Source organism: Kocuria salsicia, from assembly GCF_007681555.1.
GTDB classification, from domain to species: Bacteria; Actinomycetota; Actinomycetes; order Actinomycetales; family Micrococcaceae; genus Kocuria; species Kocuria salsicia.
In genome coordinates, this window is record NZ_VELE01000008.1 from 107771 (window position 1) to 125563 (window position 17793).

At 68.8% G+C, this 17793-nt stretch carries 15 protein-coding genes; 8 read left to right on the top strand and 7 right to left on the bottom strand.

Features of this window, described 5'->3' with window-relative positions; all coding sequences use genetic code 11:
* Window positions 1–49 precede the first annotated feature (49 nt).
* A complete protein-coding gene (locus tag FS770_RS10915; RefSeq protein ID WP_186366760.1) occupies window positions 50–313 on the bottom strand; it encodes a hypothetical protein in 264 nt (87 codons plus the stop codon).
* Window positions 314–504: 191 nt separating this feature from the next.
* Here FS770_RS10915 and FS770_RS10920 point away from each other — a divergent pair, with 191 nt between their 5' ends.
* Complete coding sequence (locus FS770_RS10920) at window positions 505–810, top strand: YdeI/OmpD-associated family protein (protein WP_144943242.1); 306 nt, start codon at window positions 505–507, stop codon at window positions 808–810.
* A gap of 221 nt (window positions 811–1031) precedes the next feature.
* Window positions 1032–2597, top strand: coding sequence for an amino acid permease (locus FS770_RS10925; protein ID WP_244944889.1), 1566 nt, complete (start codon window positions 1032–1034; stop codon window positions 2595–2597).
* 72 nt (window positions 2598–2669) lie between these two features.
* Here FS770_RS10925 and FS770_RS10930 read toward each other — a convergent pair whose 3' ends face one another.
* Window positions 2670–3131 (bottom strand): hypothetical protein, encoded by a 462-nt coding sequence (locus FS770_RS10930; protein ID WP_186366761.1) that lies wholly within the window; start codon window positions 3129–3131, stop codon window positions 2670–2672.
* Window positions 3132–3194: 63 nt separating this feature from the next.
* Here FS770_RS10930 and FS770_RS10935 point away from each other — a divergent pair, with 63 nt between their 5' ends.
* On the top strand, window positions 3195–3629 hold the full coding sequence (locus FS770_RS10935) for an acyl-CoA thioesterase (RefSeq protein ID WP_144943243.1): 435 nt from the start codon (window positions 3195–3197) through the stop codon (window positions 3627–3629).
* On the top strand, window positions 3626–4540 hold the full coding sequence (locus tag FS770_RS10940) for an SMP-30/gluconolactonase/LRE family protein (protein ID WP_145011781.1): 915 nt from the start codon (window positions 3626–3628) through the stop codon (window positions 4538–4540). Before FS770_RS10935 ends, FS770_RS10940 begins: the two co-directional genes overlap by 4 nt.
* A gap of 219 nt (window positions 4541–4759) precedes the next feature.
* Here the strand turns inward: FS770_RS10940 and FS770_RS10945 are convergent, their stop codons facing one another.
* The 4 genes from FS770_RS10945 to FS770_RS10960 all read right to left on the bottom strand — a co-directional run bounded on the left by FS770_RS10945 (window position 4760) and on the right by FS770_RS10960 (window position 10197).
* A complete protein-coding gene (locus FS770_RS10945; RefSeq protein WP_144943245.1) occupies window positions 4760–6454 on the bottom strand; it encodes a dipeptide ABC transporter ATP-binding protein in 1695 nt (564 codons plus the stop codon).
* Window positions 6454–7554 carry an ABC transporter permease gene (locus FS770_RS10950; RefSeq protein ID WP_145011783.1) on the bottom strand — a complete coding sequence of 367 codons (1101 nt, stop codon included), beginning with the start codon at window positions 7552–7554 and terminating at the stop codon, window positions 6454–6456. Before FS770_RS10950 ends, FS770_RS10945 begins: the two co-directional genes overlap by 1 nt.
* A complete protein-coding gene (locus FS770_RS10955; protein WP_145011786.1) occupies window positions 7547–8473 on the bottom strand; it encodes an ABC transporter permease in 927 nt (308 codons plus the stop codon). The genes FS770_RS10950 and FS770_RS10955 overlap by 8 nt, the downstream gene beginning before the upstream one ends.
* A gap of 89 nt (window positions 8474–8562) precedes the next feature.
* Entirely contained in the window at window positions 8563–10197 is a 1635-nt protein-coding gene (locus FS770_RS10960; protein WP_144943246.1) for a peptide ABC transporter substrate-binding protein, read from the bottom strand.
* A gap of 280 nt (window positions 10198–10477) precedes the next feature.
* Here FS770_RS10960 and FS770_RS10965 point away from each other — a divergent pair, with 280 nt between their 5' ends.
* The gene (locus tag FS770_RS10965; RefSeq protein WP_186366762.1) at window positions 10478–11251 is read left to right on the top strand and encodes a TetR/AcrR family transcriptional regulator; all 774 of its coding nucleotides are present in this window, start codon (window positions 10478–10480) and stop codon (window positions 11249–11251) included.
* Here the strand turns inward: FS770_RS10965 and FS770_RS10970 are convergent.
* The gene (locus FS770_RS10970; RefSeq protein ID WP_145011792.1) at window positions 11248–11820 is read right to left on the bottom strand and encodes a GNAT family N-acetyltransferase; all 573 of its coding nucleotides are present in this window, start codon (window positions 11818–11820) and stop codon (window positions 11248–11250) included. The two genes, FS770_RS10965 and FS770_RS10970, sit on opposite strands and share 4 nt — an antisense overlap.
* A 141-nt stretch (window positions 11821–11961) precedes the next feature.
* Here FS770_RS10970 and FS770_RS10975 point away from each other — a divergent pair, with 141 nt between their 5' ends.
* From FS770_RS10975 to FS770_RS10985, 3 genes are read left to right on the top strand one after another with little or no spacing between them, the layout of a single operon-like run.
* Complete coding sequence (locus FS770_RS10975; protein ID WP_145011794.1) at window positions 11962–14061, top strand: 3-hydroxyacyl-CoA dehydrogenase NAD-binding domain-containing protein; 2100 nt, start codon at window positions 11962–11964, stop codon at window positions 14059–14061.
* 52 nt (window positions 14062–14113) lie between these two features.
* A complete protein-coding gene (locus FS770_RS10980) occupies window positions 14114–15355 on the top strand; it encodes an acyl-CoA dehydrogenase family protein (protein ID WP_145011797.1) in 1242 nt (413 codons plus the stop codon).
* Window positions 15356–15415: 60 nt separating this feature from the next.
* Window positions 15416–17371: an AMP-binding protein gene (locus FS770_RS10985; protein ID WP_244944890.1), complete on the top strand. Its 1956-nt coding sequence runs from the start codon at window positions 15416–15418 to the stop codon at window positions 17369–17371.
* The last annotated feature ends 422 nt before the right edge of the window (window positions 17372–17793 follow it).

The following is a 17793-nucleotide window of genomic DNA, read 5'->3' on the forward strand; positions in this document are numbered from 1 at the left end:
GTGCCCACCCCGTGCCGGCTGGGCAGTCTTGGTCCCGGTCACAGAGTGTTCATCCACCGGAGCCGTAGGTGCGGCGGCCCGCCCGCTCGGCGAACTCGTCCAGCGCCGTCAGGACCGCCGGAACCAACCAGACCTTCTGTCCCTCCACCTTGACCGACGGCTCGTGGCGGACCAGTCCCGCGGCGGTGAGGTCGTCCACGGTGCGGTAGGCGGTGGGTGCTGCGATGTACCCGTCAACGTCGTGCAGCAGTCCCGACGAGATGGCACGAAGAGGCCTAGTGAGACAGTCCGGGCACACCGTCCCACTAGGCACTGCTCCTGCGGGCCCGACTTTCGCGGGTCCTGTGGCGCGAGGCTGCTGGCCCCTGGTGAGAGCTGACGCGCAGCGCAGACGGACAGGAGGCCCCGGGGGAGTGCTCGACGCCTGGTGCCCACCCCGTGCCCGTGGCACACTGCCGGTGATGAGGACGCGCCTCACCGATCGACCGCGGCAGGGAGCACACCGTGACCGAAACACCCAGGACCACCACCACGGCCGCCGGCACGGTGGCGAGCGACCTGCCCGGAGGCGTGGTCCACGAGCTGCCCGCCGACCTCGCGAGCGCGCTGCTGGCCGAGCCGGAGACCGCGCAGCTGTGGCGCGGACTCACCCCGCTGGGGCGCAACGAGTTCGTGTGCTGGGTGGAGGACGCCAAGAAGCCCGAGACCCGCGCCCGGCGCATCCGCCGCACGGGTGAGGAGATGCACGAGGGCAAGCGCCGCCCGTGCTGCTGGCCCGGCTGCAAACACCGCGAGCGCACGGGCCGCTGAGCCCGACCGGACTGTCGCCGTCCTCGCGGTGCCCAGGAGTCCCTTCGCACGGGTTCCCGGGGGACCGCTCGGGGGCAGCGGGCCGCACGGCAGCCGCGTCCGGGCGAAGAGCGGGTGTGCCGCAGCCGATGAACAGCTGACTGAGCGCTTAGGCTTCCTCTGTGCACACTGCCGGTCAACGGCGGGTGCGCGATGCCCGTCTCGACCGAAGGTGTACTCGCATGGACTCGAGCTCCTCCGACACGACGCCCACGAGCCGCGCCGAGTCGAACAACCAGTACGTCGCCGAGCAGGAGGGGTACAGCAAGGGACTCACCGCGCGCCAGATCAACATGATCGCGATCGGCAGCTCCATCGGCACGGGTCTGTTCCTGGGGGCCGGTGGTGGTCTGGCGGACGCCGGGCCCGCCCTGTTCCTGCTGTACGCGGTGGCTGGGTTCTTCGGCTACCTGATCCTGCGCCAGCTCGGGGAGCTGGTGATGCACCGGCCGTCCTCAGGCTCCTTCGTCTCCTACACGCGCGAGTTCTACGGCGAGAAGAGCGCGTACTTCGTGGGCTGGATGTACTGGCTCTCGTGGGCGTCCACCACGGTGGTGGACGCCACCGCCATGGCCATCTACGTCAAGTGGTTCGGGCAGTACAGCCAGTTCGTCGCGGACCTGCCCCAGTGGCTGCTGGCCGCGGTGGTGCTGGTGGTCGTGATGATCACCAACCTCATCTCCGTGAAGGTATTCGGGGAGATGGAGTTCTGGTTCGCCGTGGTCAAGGTCTCCGCGCTCGTGGTCTTCCTGGTCGTGGGCGTGGCGTTCGTGCTCTTCGGGACCCCCACGGGTGCGCCCACCGGGTTCTCGCTGATCACCGAGAACGGCGGGATCTTCCCCAACGGTCTGCTCCCCGCCCTGGTGGTCTCGCAGGGCGTGGTGTTCGCGTACTCGGGCATCGAGCTGGTGGGCATCACCGCCGGTGAGACCCAGGACCCGCGCAAGACCATTCCCAAGGCCATCAACACGGTGATCCTGCGCATCGCGCTGTTCTACGTGGGCTCCATCCTGCTGCTCACGCTGCTGCTGCCGTACACGGCGTACTCGGCGGACGAGTCCCCGTTCGTCACGTTCTTCAGCTCCATCGGCATCGACGGCATCGGGCCCATCATGCAGCTCGTGGTGATCACCGCGGCGCTGTCCTCGCTCAACGCGGGCCTGTACTCCACGGGCCGGATCGTGCACTCCATGGCCATGGCCGGTTCCGCGCCCAAGTTCACCGGGAAGATGACGCGCTCGGGTGTTCCCGCGGGCGGCATCCTGCTCACGGTGGGCGTGGGGGCGCTGGGCGTCATCCTCAACTACTACGTCCCGGAGGAGGCGTTCAGCATCGTGCTGAACATCTCCGCGATCGGCATCCTGGTGGGCTGGGCCGCCATCACCCTGCCGCACCAGAAGTTCGTGCGGCTCTCCAAACAGGGCCTCTACCAGCGCCCCGCGTACCGTGCGCCGTTCGCGCCGTACACCAACTGGCTCACCATGGCGTTCCTCGTGGGCGTGATGATCCTCGTGGCGCTGGACTACCCGCTGGGTACCCTCACCGTGGCCTCGATGGCCGTGGTGGTCCCCGTGCTGATCGTCGGCTGGTTCCTGGTGCGGGACCGCGTGCGCGCCATCGCCGCCGAGCGCGAGGGCTACACGGGTGCTTTCCCCGTGGTCGTGAGCTCGTCCGTGGCCGAGCGCGGGCGACGTCGCGACGAGCGCCCCGGCAGCAGCGGGCGCGTGGACGACCTGGAGCTGCCGTAGTCCGTGCGCTGCGTGGGCGGCCCCACCGAGCCGGCCTGCGCGCTCAGTGGGCGCGCAGCGTCGTCGTAGTGATCACGAGGACGGGGACGAAGTCGAGCGCCACGGCGCCCAGCCCCGCGAACCCCCACAAGGGAGAGCACCGGGCCAGCGAGGGCTCCGCCCGCCGCCCCCGCACAGGTTCATGGCCAGGTCGGAGGTGCCCTGCAGTGCGGGGCGCTCCTGGGTCTGCACGGTTTCGGTGACCATGGTGGTCCTGGAGACCGTGGACGCGGACCAGCCCAGCCCCAGCAGGACCAGCGCGGTCAGCACGAGGCCGTGGTGCTCCGCGCCGAACCCGGTGAGCAGCAGTGCTGCGGCGAGCAGCCCCTGGCCGAGCAGGCCCATGCCGGTGAGCAGCATCGGAAAGATGCTCGTGGTGGCTCCGAGCAGGATCCCGGCGGCGCTGAGGATCGCGACGAACGCGCCGGCGCTCAGCGGCGTCCTGGCCCGGGAGGCCGCCGGACGCGGCCCGGGAGGTGACGGTCTTGCGTCCATGATGGCGCACGACGTCGTGCGGGTCGTTCCCCGCGCCTGCCCGCTCCCGCATAGGGTTGAGCCATGGAGCAGCCAGGGGACATCACATTCCGGACCCGCAAATGGGTGAAGCCCGAGGACCTCAACGCGAACGGCACCCTCTTCGGGGGGTCGCTGCTGCGGTGGATCGACGAGGAGGCCGCGATCTACGCGATCGTGCAGCTGGGCAACCGGCGGGCGGTCACCAAGTACATGTCGGAGATCGAGTTCGTGGCCTCCGCGGTGCAGGGCGACATCATCGAGATGGGCCTGACCGCCACCGCGTTCGGACGCACATCCCTGACCATGCGGGCGCAGGTCCGCAACGTCATCACGGGTGAGCTGATCCTGAGCATCGACAAGATCGTGTTCGTGAACCTGGGGGAGGACGGCCAGCCCACCCCGCACGGTTACACGGAGATCACGTACGACCGGGACCGGATTCCCACCCCCAGCAGCCTGAGGAGGCCACAGCAGTGAAGAAGCTGACCGCGCAGAGGATCACACCGTCCTGGACCTACCACGGAGAGGGCCCGTGCTGGAGCGCCGAGTGGGGCGGACTGGCCTGGGTGGACATGCTCGCCGGGGACGTCATGACGTTCGGCCCGCTGGACGAGCCGCGCCGGCAGGACGTCGGGGCGGTGGCCGCGTGCGTGCGCCCGCGCGAGACCGGAGGCCAGATCATCGCCGTGGAGCGCGGCGTCGTCCTCACGGACCGCGAGGGCACGTTCCAGCGCGAGGTGACCCTGTGGGACACCCCGGACGTGCGGATGAACGAGGGCGGTGTGGCCCCGGACGGCTCGTTCTACGTGGGGTCCATGGCCTACGACCAGGCCGAGGGTGAGGCAACCCTCTACCGGGTGGCCCCGGACCTGGACTGGGAGCCGGTGCTCGAGAACGTCACCATCTCCAACGGCATCGCGTGGTCCCCGGACGGCGCACTCGCCTACTACAACGACACACCCTCGCACGAGGTCGTGGTCTTCGACTGGTTCCCGGAGGCGGGGCTGCAGAACCGGCGCAGCTTCGTGCGCCCCGTGGTGGACGACGACGCCGCTGCGGCCGCCACGGATCCTGGCGAACAGTACGAGCCGGGCAGCGTCACAGCCAACCCGGACGGCCTGACCGTGGACTCGGAGGGCGCGGTGTGGACCGCGCTCAACGGCTCCGGCCAGGTGCACCGGTACCTGCCGGACGGCACCCTGGACACGGTGGTCTCGGTGGGTGCCAAGCAGGTCACGGCCTGCACCCTGGGCGGGGAGGACCTGCGCACGCTCTACATCACGACGTCGCGCGAGAACCTCCCCGCGGACGTCCAGCCCACGGCGGGGTCCCTCTACTCGGTGCGCGTGGCGGTGCCCGGGCAGGTCACGAGGGCGTTCGCGGGCTGACCTCTCGAGGCCCGGGCTGGCCTCTGGGTGGGGGCCGGCGGTGGGATGGACGAAGCGCGCATGCGGTGTGCCCGGCGTCGAGATCCCGTGGGGGCCTCGGCCGCGAGGCAGACACCGAAGCCAGACGAGCGCAGCGCCCGGTGCCACGTGGATCGTGGCGCCGGGCGCTGCGTGCTCCCCGCTGTGCCACGGAGGGCGACGGCGGGGAGCAGAACCTGCTCAGACGGCGTTCATCAGTCCCGCCCCGGGGATCGCGGCCAGCAGCTTCTGCGTGTACTCGGTCTGCGGGTTCTCGAACACGGCGTCCGTGGAACCGGTCTCGAGCAGCTTGCCCCGCTCCATGACGCACACGTTGTCCGCTATCTGACGGACCACCGCGAGGTCGTGGGTGATGAACAGGTACGTCAGACCCAGCTCGTGCTGCAGCTCGGCCAGCAGGTTGAGGATCTGCGCCTGCACGAGCACGTCCAGCGCGGAGACCGCCTCGTCGCACACCACGAGCTCCGGGTTCAGGGCCAGGGCGCGGGCGATCGCCACGCGCTGACGCTGCCCGCCGGAGAGCTCGTTCGGGTAGCGTGCGAGCATCGACTGGGGCAGGGAGACCTGGTCCATCAGCTCGCGGACCTTCTTCTCCCGCTCTTTGCCCGAGCCGACTCCGTGGACCCTCAGCGGTTCCTCGATGGTGCGGTAGATGTTGTACATCGGGTCCAGGGAGCCGTACGGGTCCTGGAAGATGGGCTGCACCCGCCGGCGGAACGCGAACAGCTTGCGCCCACGCAGCTGGGCCACGTCCTGGCCGTCGAAGTTGATCGTGCCGGAGGTGATGGGTTCCAGCCCGAGCATCATCTTGGCCACGGTGGACTTGCCGGAGCCGGACTCCCCGACCACCGCGGTGGTCGTGCCGCGCGGGATGGAGAAGGACACGTGGTCCACCGCGGTGAAGTCCTCGGAACGGCCCCACGAGCCGCGCAGCTTGTACACCTTGGTGAGGTCCTCGACCCGCACGAAGTCCTGCTTCAGTGTGGCCTGCATCGAGGTCCTGGGGCGCTCGGCCAGGAGGTCTTCCGCCTCCTGGCCGCGGCTGCGGGCCACCTGGATGCGCCGGGAGGCCAGCGAGGGCGCCGACTCCACGAGCTTTTGGGTGTAGGGGTGGCGCGGGTTGCGCAGCAGCTGCAGCGCCGGTCCCGCCTCCACGACCTCGCCCTTGTACATCACCACGACCTTCTGGGCCCGCTCGGCCGCCAGACCGAGGTCGTGCGTGATGAGCAGCACGGCGGTGCCCAGCTCGTCGGTCATCTTCCGGAGGTGGTCCAGGATGGTGCGCTGCACGGTCACGTCCAGAGCTGACGTGGGCTCGTCCGCGATCAGCAGCCGCGGCTGGCACGAGAGCCCGATGGAGATCAGCGCGCGCTGGCGCATGCCGCCGGAGAACTCGTGCGGGTACTGCTTGGCGCGCTTCTCCGCGTCTGGCAGGCCGGCTTGGCTGAGCACCCGGGCCACGTCCGCGTCAGAGGACGGCAGACCGTTGGCCTTGAGGGTCTCCCGAACCTGGAAGCCCACCTTCCACACAGGGTTCAGGTTGGACATCGGGTCCTGGGGCACCATGCCGATCTGGCTGCCGCGCAGCCCCACCTTGCGCTTCTCGCTGGCGTGGGTGATGTCCTCGCCGTCGAAGATGATCTGCCCCGAGTTCACACGGCCGTTGGCGGGCAGCAGCCCGATCGCGGCCAGCGCCGAGGTGGACTTGCCCGAACCGGACTCGCCCACGATCGCCACGGTCTCACCGGGCATCACGGTGAAGTTCGAGTTCTTGACGGCCTGGACCTCGCCCGTGGCGGTGGTGAAGGCGATCCCGAGATCGCGCACCTCCAGCAGGGGGCGGTTCTTATCCTGGGTCTCCTGCGACATGCTCATCACTTCTTCCGGGCCTTCGGATCCAGGGCATCACGCAGCGCGTCACCGAGCATGATGAAGCTCAGGACGGTCAACGACAGTGCCAGGCCGGGCCAAAATACGGGCATCGGGTTGGAGCGGAAGGCGTCCTTCGCGTCCGAGATGTCGTTGCCCCAGCTCATCATGCCGGGCGGCAGTCCGATGCCGAGGTAGGACAGAGTGGACTCGGCGACGATGAACGTGCCCAGGGAGATCGTGGCGATCACGATCACCGGGGCCATCGCGTTGGGGATGATGTGGCGCATCAGGATCCCCAGGGAGGAGACCCCCAGGGAGCGGGCGCTGACCACGTAGTCCGCGTTGCGCACCTCGACCACGGCACCTCGCATGATGCGCGCGATCTGTGGCCAGCCGAAGAGCACGAGCACCACCACCAGGGTCCAGACCCCTCGGTGGGCCTTGAAGAACGGCAGCTGCATGACCACTAGGGCGCCCAGGATCAGGGGCAGCGCGAAGAAGACGTCGCCCAGGCGGGCGAGCACGCCGTCGATCCAGCCGCCGAAGTAGCCGGCGAGCGCACCGATGATCCCGCCGATGACCACCACGCCGATGGTGGTGAACAGGCCCACCATCAGCGAGGCCCGGGTCCCGGCGATCACGCGCGAGTACACATCGCAACCCTGGGCGGTGAAGCCCATGGGGTGACCCGCGGAGGCCTTGCCGTTGGAGTTCTCCAGCAGGCACTGGGTGGCGGCCGCGGACGGGTTCTCCGTCCAGAACAGCTGCGGGAACAGCGCCACCACGATCACCAGGACGATCAGCAGCGCGGCAATGACGAACGTGGGCTTCTTGCGCAGCTGCCGCCAGGCGTCGCGCCACAGGCTCACAGGGGCACCCTCGGCAGAGCGGGAGTCCGTGGCGGTGACGGGAGTGCTCCCCACGTCTGCGACGAAGTGCTCCATCATGATGCCGGTGCTCAGCCCGCCCAGGTCCTTCTGATGGGATCCGGCCGGGGTGTCGGCGGTGTCCGCGATCTCTCGCATGGCCGCTTCGTGGGCGCGGGCCTCGGGATCCAGGTCCCGGTCCGCGGCGTCGTTGTTTTCCATGTTGGCCTCACGCATAACGGATCCTCGGGTCGAGCCAGGCGTACAGGAGATCGACGACCAGGTTGGCCACACAGAAGATGATGACCATCACGGACACCACGGAGACCACCATGGGTGCGTCGCCGAGGGTCAGTGCTTTGTACAGCTGGTTGCCGATGCCCGGGACGTTGAAGATGCCCTCGGTGACGATCGCTCCGCCCATCAGGGCGCCCAGGTCCATGCCCAGGAAGGTCGCCACGGGGATCATGGAGTTGCGCAGGATGTGCACCCGCACCACGCGTCCACGGGTCAGGCCCTTGGCGGTGGCGGTGCGGACGTAGTCCGCGCTGGCGTTCTCCGACACGGCGGTGCGGGTCAGGCGCAGCACCTGGGCGAAGGAGACGAGTCCCAGCACGATGCCGGGCAGGATCAGGTCGCTCCAGTCCGCGGCGCCGGAGACGGTGGGCTTCGCGAGGCCCCACTTGACGCCCACGAAGTACTGCATCACGAAGCCGAGCACGAAGATCGGCACGGCGATGACCACCAGGGACAGCACCAGGACGGTCGAGTCGAACCAGCCGCCCTTCTTCAGCCCGGCGTACAGGCCGAAGGTGATGCCGAAGATCGCCTCGAAGATCAGCGCGATGATTGCGAGGCGGATGGTGGCGGGGAAGGCGTCCGCGAGGACGCTGCTGACCTCGCGCCCAGAGAAGTTCACTCCGAGGTCGCCGGTGAGCAGGTTGCCGATGTAGTGGAAGTACTGCATGAAGAAGGGGTCGTCCAGGTGGTACTGCTTGGTGAGCGCGGCGGCGACACCGGGCGTGCAGCCCTTGTCCCCGCACAGCGCGTCCAGCGGATCACCGGGGGTCATGAAGACCAGGAAGTAGACCAGCAGCGTGGCGCCCAAGAACACGGGGATCAGCTGCAGGAGTCTTTTGACCAGGTACCAGGCCAAGGGGCGCTCCTATCGGGAGAAGTGGCAACGGGGAGACACCGGGTTGCGGTGTCTCCCCGCTGCGTGGTGTGCGTCAGGAGGTCAGCGGATCAGCTCTTGGTCTTCTCGACCTTGTAGTACTCGGGAACGCCGTCCCAGCCGGTGTCCACGCCGGAGACGTTCTCGGACCACGCCGTGTTGGCCTGGTTGTACCAGAGCGGGATCGAGGGCAGGTCCTCCAGGAGCATGGAGTCGGCCTCCTGGAACTTCTTCACACCGTCCTCGGTGGTCTTGGCCTCGAGGCCGGAGTTCAGGGTGTCCTCGAACTTCGGGTTGTCGTACCGCGAGTCGTTGGAGGCGGCGCCCTTGGTGAAGGTGGGGCCCATGAAGTTGTACATGGAGGGGTAGTCGGCCTGCCAGCCGGAGCGGGTGGCGCCGGTCAGCTTGCCGGCCTTGGCCTCGCTGCGCAGCTCCTTGAAGGTGGAGTAGGACTTGCCCTCGACCTCGATGCCCAGGTTGTTCTTGATCTGGTTGGCGACGGCGTCCACCCACTTCTTGTGGCCGCCGGCGTCCGCGTTGAAGGCGATGGTCAGCGTCTGGGACTTGTCGTAGGGCTGGATCTTCTCAGCCTTGTCCCACAGCTCCTTGGCCTTGTCCTTGTTGAACTTTGTGTTCTCGGAGTTCGGGAGGTTCTCGTCGTAGCCCTCGATGGTGGGGGCGGTGAAGTCGGTGGCCGGGGAGCGCGTCTCATTGAAGATCACCTTGGTGATCTCCTGGCGGTCGATGGCCATGGACAGGGCCTGGCGGCGCAGCTTGCCGGCCTCGCCCTTCCAGTTGTCCTGGTACTCCGGGACGGCGAGCGTCTGGATGCCGGCGTAGGGCTTGTCCGAGTAGCGGTCGCCGAGGTCGGACTTGTAGTTGCCGAGCGCGCCGGTGGGGACCTGCTGCAGGACGTCCAGGTTGTTGGAGATCAGATCCTGGTAGGCGGTGTCCGGGTTCTGGTACAGCTTGAAGGTGATGCCGCCGTTCTTGGCTTCCTCCGGGCCCTTGTAGTCGTCGTTCTTGACGAGGTCGATGGCGGAGTTGTGCTGCCAGGCACCTTCCTTGGCCATCTTGTAGGGGCCGTAGCCCACGGGGTTCTCGCCGAACGCCTTCATGTCCTTGAACGCGGAGGAGGGCATCGGCGCGAACGCGGTGTAGCCCAGGCGCTGCTCGAAGTCCGACTGCGGGGCGACCAGCTTGACGGTGAAGGTGGTGTCGTCCACGGCCTTCAGCCCGGACATCTTGTCCTCGGTGCTGCCCTCGGCGGAGACCGTCTCGTAGCCCTCGATGGGCTCGAAGAAGCTCGCGGCGCCCTGGGCGTTCTTGGCTGCGGCGCCGTAGTTCCAGGAGTCCACGAAACTCTGGGCGGTGATCGCCTCGCCGTTGGTGAACTTCATGTCCGGCTTGATCTTGATGGTCCAGGTCTGCTTGTCCTTGGACTCGATGGACTCCGCGAGGTCGTTCTGGGTCTTGCCCTCGGAGTCGTAGGTCACCAGGCCGTTGAAGATCTGCTGGATGACCACGCCGCCACCGGTCTCGGTGGTGTTGGTGGGCACCAGTGGGTTCTGGGGCTCCACGCTGTCCGCGGTGATGACGGCGCTGCCGTCGGCCGCCTCGTCGGAACCGCCGCCACCGCAGGCGGTCAGGGAAAGGCTCGCCACAGCGGCGATGCCCAGAGTCTTGGAAATGCGGGAAAGTCGCATCTCGCCTCCTCAAAAGCGAAGTGGACCGGCGGCTCTTGAGGCCAGCGTCCGGGAATTCGAATGGAATGGATATGACGACATCCTGGGATCGGTGCTGGGCTTATGGCCCAGAACACACGTGAGTGTATCCCAGCTCATGTGTCGTGCGGCGCTGCTATCGGGCGTGTTCGCCGCGTCGACCGCGGGGCCTCTCCCGGCGCGGAACTCCACCCGCGTGCGACTGCGTCTCATTGCCGCTACTCTCGGTGCAAGAGCCCGCTGCCGGTCCGAGGAGGTCCAGGTGAGACAGTCGCACGGCGAGTCCGAGGACGTGGTGACGCGTTCCGTCCGCATGCTCGCCGACCACGGGTACCTGGAGACCACGGTGGAGCAGCTGGCCCAGGCCGCCGGGATCAGCCGCGCCACCTTCTTCCGCAAGTACGGCAGCAAGGAGGACATGGTCTTCGCAGACCACGCCGCCACGCTGGAGCGCCTCGAGGTGCTGCTGCACCGGTCCGGCCTCTCCCCGCGCAGGGGACTCGTGGAGGGCGCGCAGCTCGTGTTCCGCCACCACCTCGACCACACGGAACGTGCCGTCGCCCGGCACGACCTGCTGCAGGGCGTGGAGTCGCTGCGGGACCGCGAGATCGCCATGTCCTCGCGCTACGAGCGTGTGTTCCAGGCGTTCCTGCGGGACGCGCTGGCCCCCTCCGAGGACCGCAGGGTCACGGCGGTCGCGCTCGCGGCGGCCACGGTGGCGGTGCACAATGCCTTCCTGCGCACGTGGCTGCGGGATCCGAGCCCGGCCGGCGGTGAGCAGCTCGCCGCCTCGCTCAGCCAGCGGGTGGCGTGGCTGTGCTCGGTCTTCGGCGTCGGGTCACCGGCGAGAGGTGCTCTCGGCCCGGTAGACCCGGTGCCCGCGTCGGGCACGATCTCCCGGGAGGCCGGGGGTGACGACGTCGCCGCCGCCTCGGAGGGGCCCGCGCCGATCGTCGTCGTGGTCCCGCAGGGCACGGACCCGCAGGTCGCCGCGGAGCGCGCCGCGCGGTCCGTGTACGAGGCGTTGCGCTCCTAGTCCGCGCGCCTCTCACGGCTCGCGCGCCGTTCCGACTCCAGGACGGCGTAGAGCAGCTCGTCGCGCCACTCGCCCAGCTGCCGGTGGCTCTCGTGCAGGGTGGCCTCGTGGCGCATGCCCAGACGTTCGCAGACCCTGGCCGAGGCCGTGTTGAGACTGTCCAGGCGGGCGAAGACGCGGTGGGCACCGAGCCGCTCGAAGGCCAGGTCCACGGCAGTGCCGGCCGCCTCGCTCGCGTATCCCCGGCCGGTGTGGTCCGGGTGCAGGGCCCAGCCGATCTCCACCTGGGCGGACTGCGCGTCCACGAGCGTCAGCGCGATCTCCCCCACCAGCTCCTCGGAATCCCGGGGTGAGAGCGCGAGCCGCAGGCTGTCCCCGTCGTGGGCCCAGTCCCGCGGCCCCCGGTGGGCCTCGACGGTGCGCACCACGTGGTCGAGGTCCCGCGGCGCTCGCCAGGCGAAGACCGCGTAGTCCTCGCGGGACTGGTAGGAGTGCATGGGTTCGATGTCGGCTTCTGTGGGCCACCGCAACTGCAGGCGGCCGGAACGCAACGGCAGCTGGAGAGTCATCGCGCCCAGCCTATCCAGGGCCCTTGCGGGGACGGTACGCGGTGACACCGCATGTCTTGACGTGAGACTGCGTCTCAGGGCAAACTGAGCCGCAGTTATGTGGTCCACACCACCCCCTTGCTGAGACACAGGAGCGCAAGCGTGAGCGAACAGTCCTTCCCGTCCACCGTGACCATCACCGTGACCCGGCCGGTGCTGCCCGGCCGGGAGAAGCCCATTGCGCTGGTGTCCCTGGACTCGACCGCCCCCAACGGCCTCGTGATCTGGGGCTCCGCAGCCATGCGGGACCTGCAGCGTGAGCTCTCGGCGATCGACACCTCCGAGGTGGAGGCCGTGGTCGTCACGGGCAACACCAAGTCCTTCGGCGCGGGCGCCAACCTCAAGGAGATCCGCGCGGCGCAGCTCAGCGGCACCTCGGACGAGTACGTGGGCTCGGGCCACGACGCCTTCGGTGTCCTCGCGGAGATGGACGTCCCCACGTTCTCGCTCATCACGGGCGTGGCCTTGGGCGGGGGCATGGAGCTGGCGCTGCACACGGACTACCGCCTCTCCACCGCGGGCAAGGCCCCCATGGGCCTGCCGGAGTGCCACCTGGGCTTCTTCCCGGGCTGGGGTGGCGTCTACCTGCTGCCGCACCTCGTGGGAGCGGAGGCCGCGCTGAACGTGATCGTCACGGACTCCATGAGGGGCAAGAACCTCAACCCCGCCAAGGCCGCGGAGATCGGGCTTGTGGACGCGGTGCTGGACGGCGCTCCCGGCACCGACGAGTGGGAGACGTCCTGGCAGAACTGGGTCGTGGAGGCCCTGGAGGGCAAGCACGAGCCCCGTCGCACCGCGGAGGACGCCCAGACCTGGGACGCCGCCGTGGAGAAGGCCGCCGCGAAGGCTGAGAAGGCCTGGCACGGTGCGGCTCCCGGGCCGGTGGCCGCCATCGAGCTCGTGGGCCGTGCGCGCACCGAGTCCCGCGAGGCCAACGGCGCCGCCGCCGTCGAGGTGTTCAAGGAGATCGTGCAGTCGGAGCCCGCCCGCGCGTCCCTGTACGCGTTCGAGCTCGTGAGCGCCCGCAGCAAGCAGGCCGCCAACGTCCCGGACGCCCCGGTCCGCGAGATCCGGAAGGCCGCCGTGATCGGCGCGGGCCTGATGGCGGGCCAGCTCGCGTCCCTGCTCGCGCAGGGCGCCGGCATCCCCGTGGTGATGACGGACCTCGACGACGAGCGTCTCGAGGCCGGTGTGCAGCGCACCCGCGAGCGTTTCCTCGCCCAGGCCCAGAAGGGGCGCATGAGCGAGGAGAAGGCGCAGCAGCTCGGTGCGCTGATCACCGGCGCGAAGAGCCCTGAGGACCTCGCGGACGCGGACTTCGTGATCGAGGCCGTCTTCGAGGAGATGGACGTCAAGCGCCAGGTCTTCGCCCAGTGGGAGCCGGTGATCCGTGAGGACGCGATCCTCGCCACCAACACCTCCTCACTGTCCATCACGGAGATGGGCCGGGATCTCAAGCACCCGGAGCGCCTCGTGGGCTTCCACGTTTTCAACCCGGTGGAGGTCACCCCGCTGCTCGAGATCATCGCGGGCGAGAAGACGGACGACTCCACCCTGGCCACCGCGTTCGACCTCGCCGCCAAGATGCGCCGCATTGCCGTCCGCGTGCAGGACGCCCCGAGCTTCGTGGTGAACCGCGTGCTGACCCGCATGTTCGACTCGATTGGCCGCGCCGTGGACGCCGGCGGGGATCCCCACGCCGTGGACCACGCGCTGGACCCCATGGGTCTGCCCATGACCCCGCTGCAGCTGCTCGACTTCGTGGGCCCTGCGGTCCTGGTCCACATCACGCACACCATGAATGCGGCGTACCCGGACCGTTTCACGCTCTCGCCGTGGCTCGACGCCGTCGCGGACGCCGGCCTGCGCAACACCCTGCCACCGCGCGGGGAGAACTCTGAGACCTATCTCGCGGAGGGTGCCCAGCAGGCATTGGAGCGCACCCGCCAGGAGAGGGGGGTGCCGGACCGTTCGGACGACGGCGCGGATGGCCACCTGCTGACCGACGTCCAGGACGCGCTCGCGGAGGAGATCGGCCACATGCTGGACGAGGGCGTCGTGGCGACAGCCCGGGACGTGGACCTCTGCATGATCCTGGGTGCCAACTACCCGTTCCACATGGGCGGTATTACGCCCTACCTCGACTACACGGGTGCCTCCGAGCGCGTCCGCGGGCAGCGCTTCGACGCCGCCCAGCAGTAGTCCCCTTCCACCACCGAGCATCGAGCACTGGTTCGAGCACCAAGGAGTGATCATGACCATCGACAACACGGCATCCGCCACGCAGACGTTCCCCGTGGGCACCATGGAGCCGGAGTACACGCTGAACGAGGCGCTGGACACGGACGAGGCCGGCACGTTCGCCGAGATCTCGGACGAGGACCGCGCCCACTGGATGCGCGCCCGCGCGTTCGTCCAGGAGGACGTCCTCCCGGTGATCGGCGAGTACTGGGACAACAGCGAGTACAACCTGGACCTGGTGGCGCGCATGGGTGAGCTGGACCTGCTGCGCGACGGCGTGGACGTTCCCGGCTACCCGCCCATGTCCAAGATGGCGGCGGGGCTGATCAGCATGGAGCTCTCCCGCGGTGACGGCTCGACCTCCACGGTGGCGGGGGTGCAGGGCGGTCTGGCCATGCGCTCGATCGCCATGTGCGGCAGCGACGAGCAGAAGCAGCGCTGGCTCCCGGACATGGCGGCGGGCAAGCTGCTGGGCTCGTTCGCACTGACCGAGCCCGCGCACGGCTCGGACTCCATCGGCCTGGAGACCTCCGCGGTCCCCGTGGAGGGCGGCTACGTCCTCAACGGCGAGAAAAAGTGGATCGGCAACGGGTCCATGGGTGGGATCACCGTGGTGTGGGCGCGCAGCAGCCAGGACGGCAAGGTTCTCGGCTTCGTGGTCCCCCAGGACTCCGATGGCTACACCGCCACCACCATCACCGGCAAGCTCTCCCTGCGCGCCATCCACCAGGCGCACATCCGCATGGAAAACGTCTTCGTGCCCACGGAGAACGTGCTGCCCAAGGCGCAGTCCTTCAAGGACACCTCCGCGGTGCTCTTCGCCACGCGCATCGGCGTGGCCTGGGCCGCCGTGGGTCACGCCCAGGCCTGCTACGAGAGCGCCGTGCAGTACGCCGCTCAGCGCAAGCAGTTCGGCCGTCAGCTGGCCGCCTCGCAGATCGTGCAGGAGCGCCTGGCCCGGATGCTGAGCGAGCTCACGCAGATCCAGACGCTCGTGATGGCCATGGCGCGCAAGGAGGAGGCGGGCTCCCTCACGGGCCCGCAGGCCTCCCTCGCCAAGTTCACGGCCACGCGCACGGCGCGTCAGATCGCCGCGAACGCTCGTGATCTGCTGGGCGGCAATGGCATTCTGTTGGAGAACCGTGTCGCACGTCACTTCGCGGACGTGGAGGCCATCCACACCTACGAGGGGACCGAGACGGTCCAGGCGCTGATCATCGGCAAGTCGATCACCGGGATCTCCGCCTACAACTGAGTCGCCTACACCTGAGCGGCCAGCACCGCGCCCTCCGGGGCCCGACCCGCAGGGAGCACCATGTTTGCCAATTCCGAGCCGCTGACCCCGCTGCGCTTCCTGGAGCGCAGCGCGGAGGTCTTCCCCCGCCGTCGCGCCGTGGTGCACGGCACGCAGGAGTGGACCTGGGAGCAGTTCGAGTGGGACGTCCGGCGTTTTGCCACGGCGCTGCTGCCCCACCTGCGGGACGGCGTGGCCGCCACGGCGAAGGGCGAGCAGGAGGCGCAGGCCTCGGGCCCGGGGGTGGCGCACGCCCACCGGGGGACCGGAGCGTCGGGCCTGGTCCCGGCCTCCACCCCGGGTCACGGCGACGACGCCGGGCGCCCGGGTGCCGAACCCTCCTCGACCTCGGCGCCCGGGCGGGGCACGGACCAGGCGGCCTCCAGCAGCGGGGTCGCAGCTCCTGACTCACCGGGCGCGGCCACGTTGTCTGATCCCTCATCGGCATCGGGAGGGACGGATACCAGCACCCGCAGTGGACGCGGCGGCGGCACAGCGGGCGAGGAATTCCAGGGCGCGGAGCTGCTGGACCGTTCCTGGCCCACGGTGGCCGTGATAGCCCCGAATGTTCCCGCCGCGCTGATGGCGCACTACGCGGTGCCCGCCGCGGGTGCCGTGCTCGTTCCGCTGAACCCCCGCCTGAGTGCCCGGGAGCTGGGCTACATCCTGGGGCACTGCGAGGCGCGGGTGGTCCTCGCGGACGTCTCCGTGCTCGACGTCGTGGCCGAGGCCCTCGGTGACCGTCCCGGCGTCACCCTCGTCCAGATCCCCGACGAGCAGGCGGATCTTCCCGCGGTCCGCGAGGGCGCGGGGGGCGCGGTGCCCACGTTCGAGGAGTTCCTGGACGTGGAACCGCTCGAGGCGGCGGGCGTGGGGGACGCGGCGCGCGGCGTCGTCGGCTACGGCGTGGCGGACGAGAACGCGCCCATCACGCTGAACTACACCTCCGGGACCACGGGGCGTCCCAAGGGTGTGCTCTACGCGCACCGCGGGGCCTACCTCAACAGCCTGGGTGAGGTCTTCCACAACGGCTTCGGCGGAGACACCCGCTACCTGTGGACGCTGCCCATGTTCCACTGCAACGGGTGGTGCACCACGTGGGCGGTCACCGCGGCGGGCGGCACTCACGTGTGCCTGCGCGCGGTGCGGGCGGACGAGATCTGGCGCGCGTTCGACGAGCAGGGCATCACGCACCTGTGCGGGGCGCCCGCCGTGTGCTCGGTGATCGTGGACGCGCAACAGGCACACCCCCTGGAGAAACCCATCCGCATCACGACCGCCGGTGCCCCTCCCGCCCCCAGCATCATTGAACGGCTGGAGACGGCGGGGTTCGACATCGTGCACGTGTACGGCCTCACGGAGGTCTTCGGTCCCATCACCATTTGCGAGCCGCAGGAGCAGTGGGCGGATCTCGCCCCGGCCGAACGGGCACAGCAGATGTCCTGGCAGGGCGTGGCGATGATCCAGGCGGAGTCCGCGCGCGTCGTCGACCCGGAGGGCGCAGACGTGCCCGCGGACGGCGAGATGCTGGGGGAGGTCGTGCTGCGGGGCAACAACGTGATGATTGGCTACTACAAGGACCTGCCCGCCACCCGCAAGGCCTTCGACGGCGGCTGGTTCCACACCGGGGACCTGGGCGTGATGCACCCCAACGGGTACATCCAGCTGCGGGACCGTGCGAAGGACATCATCATCTCCGGTGGTGAGAACATCTCCTCCATCGAGGTGGAGCAGGCGCTCTACTCGCACCCGGACGTCATCGACGTCGCCGTGGTGGGGGTCGCCCACGAGAAGTGGGGCGAGCGACCGGTCGCCCATGTGGTGCGCGCCAGCGGTTCCGCGGTGAGTGAGGACGAGCTTCGGGAGCACGTCCGAGGACAGCTCAGTGGGTTCAAGGTCCCGGACACCATCACTTTCAGCGATGAACTGCCCCGCACGGCCACGGGCAAGGTGCGGAAGAACCTCCTCCGGGGCTGATCCAGGGCTGACCCGGGGTGGGGCTGGTCGGGGGCCCAGGAGACCGGGAGCGCCCGTTTTGCACAGGCCTGAAGCCGTGTGTAATGTATTCCGAGTCGCCGCAAGGACGGACAGCCGAGAGCTGGCCGGGCAGGTCGACAAGCTTCCTGTTCCAGAACGGAACGCAAACGGCGAGTGAACGCCGGGTTGCGAACCGGACGAGGAACGGATAAGCTGGTCGAGTTGCCGCGAGGACAGCGAAGAGCTTCCAAGCATGCGGCACACAAACTTCCAATCGATGGCCTCGACAGAGGCTTTGATGTGGTGTGTTGTTTGTCAACTCAATAGTGTGTCTAGTTTGTTGATACCAAAGTTTTTATTTTTTGGTTGATGGCCTGATGTCCTCTGGGTGTTTTCCCGTTTCCTGGGGGTGTTGGGTGTCA

Excerpts from the sequence above, each read along its gene's own strand:
- FS770_RS10925 (WP_244944889.1), top strand. The coding sequence starts at position 1,032 with ATGGACTCGAGCTCCTCCGACACGACGCCCACGAGCCGCGCCGAGTCG.
- FS770_RS10930 (WP_186366761.1), bottom strand. The coding sequence starts at position 3,131 with ATGGACGCAAGACCGTCACCTCCCGGGCCGCGTCCGGCGGCCTCCCGG.
- FS770_RS10935 (WP_144943243.1), top strand. The coding sequence starts at position 3,195 with ATGGAGCAGCCAGGGGACATCACATTCCGGACCCGCAAATGGGTGAAG.
- FS770_RS10945 (WP_144943245.1), bottom strand. The coding sequence starts at position 6,454 with ATGAGCATGTCGCAGGAGACCCAGGATAAGAACCGCCCCCTGCTGGAG.
- FS770_RS10950 (WP_145011783.1), bottom strand. The coding sequence starts at position 7,554 with ATGCGTGAGGCCAACATGGAAAACAACGACGCCGCGGACCGGGACCTG.
- FS770_RS10960 (WP_144943246.1), bottom strand. The coding sequence starts at position 10,197 with ATGCGACTTTCCCGCATTTCCAAGACTCTGGGCATCGCCGCTGTGGCG.
- FS770_RS10970 (WP_145011792.1), bottom strand. The coding sequence starts at position 11,820 with ATGACTCTCCAGCTGCCGTTGCGTTCCGGCCGCCTGCAGTTGCGGTGG.
- FS770_RS10980 (WP_145011797.1), top strand. The coding sequence starts at position 14,114 with ATGACCATCGACAACACGGCATCCGCCACGCAGACGTTCCCCGTGGGC.
- FS770_RS10985 (WP_244944890.1), top strand. The coding sequence starts at position 15,416 with ATGTTTGCCAATTCCGAGCCGCTGACCCCGCTGCGCTTCCTGGAGCGC.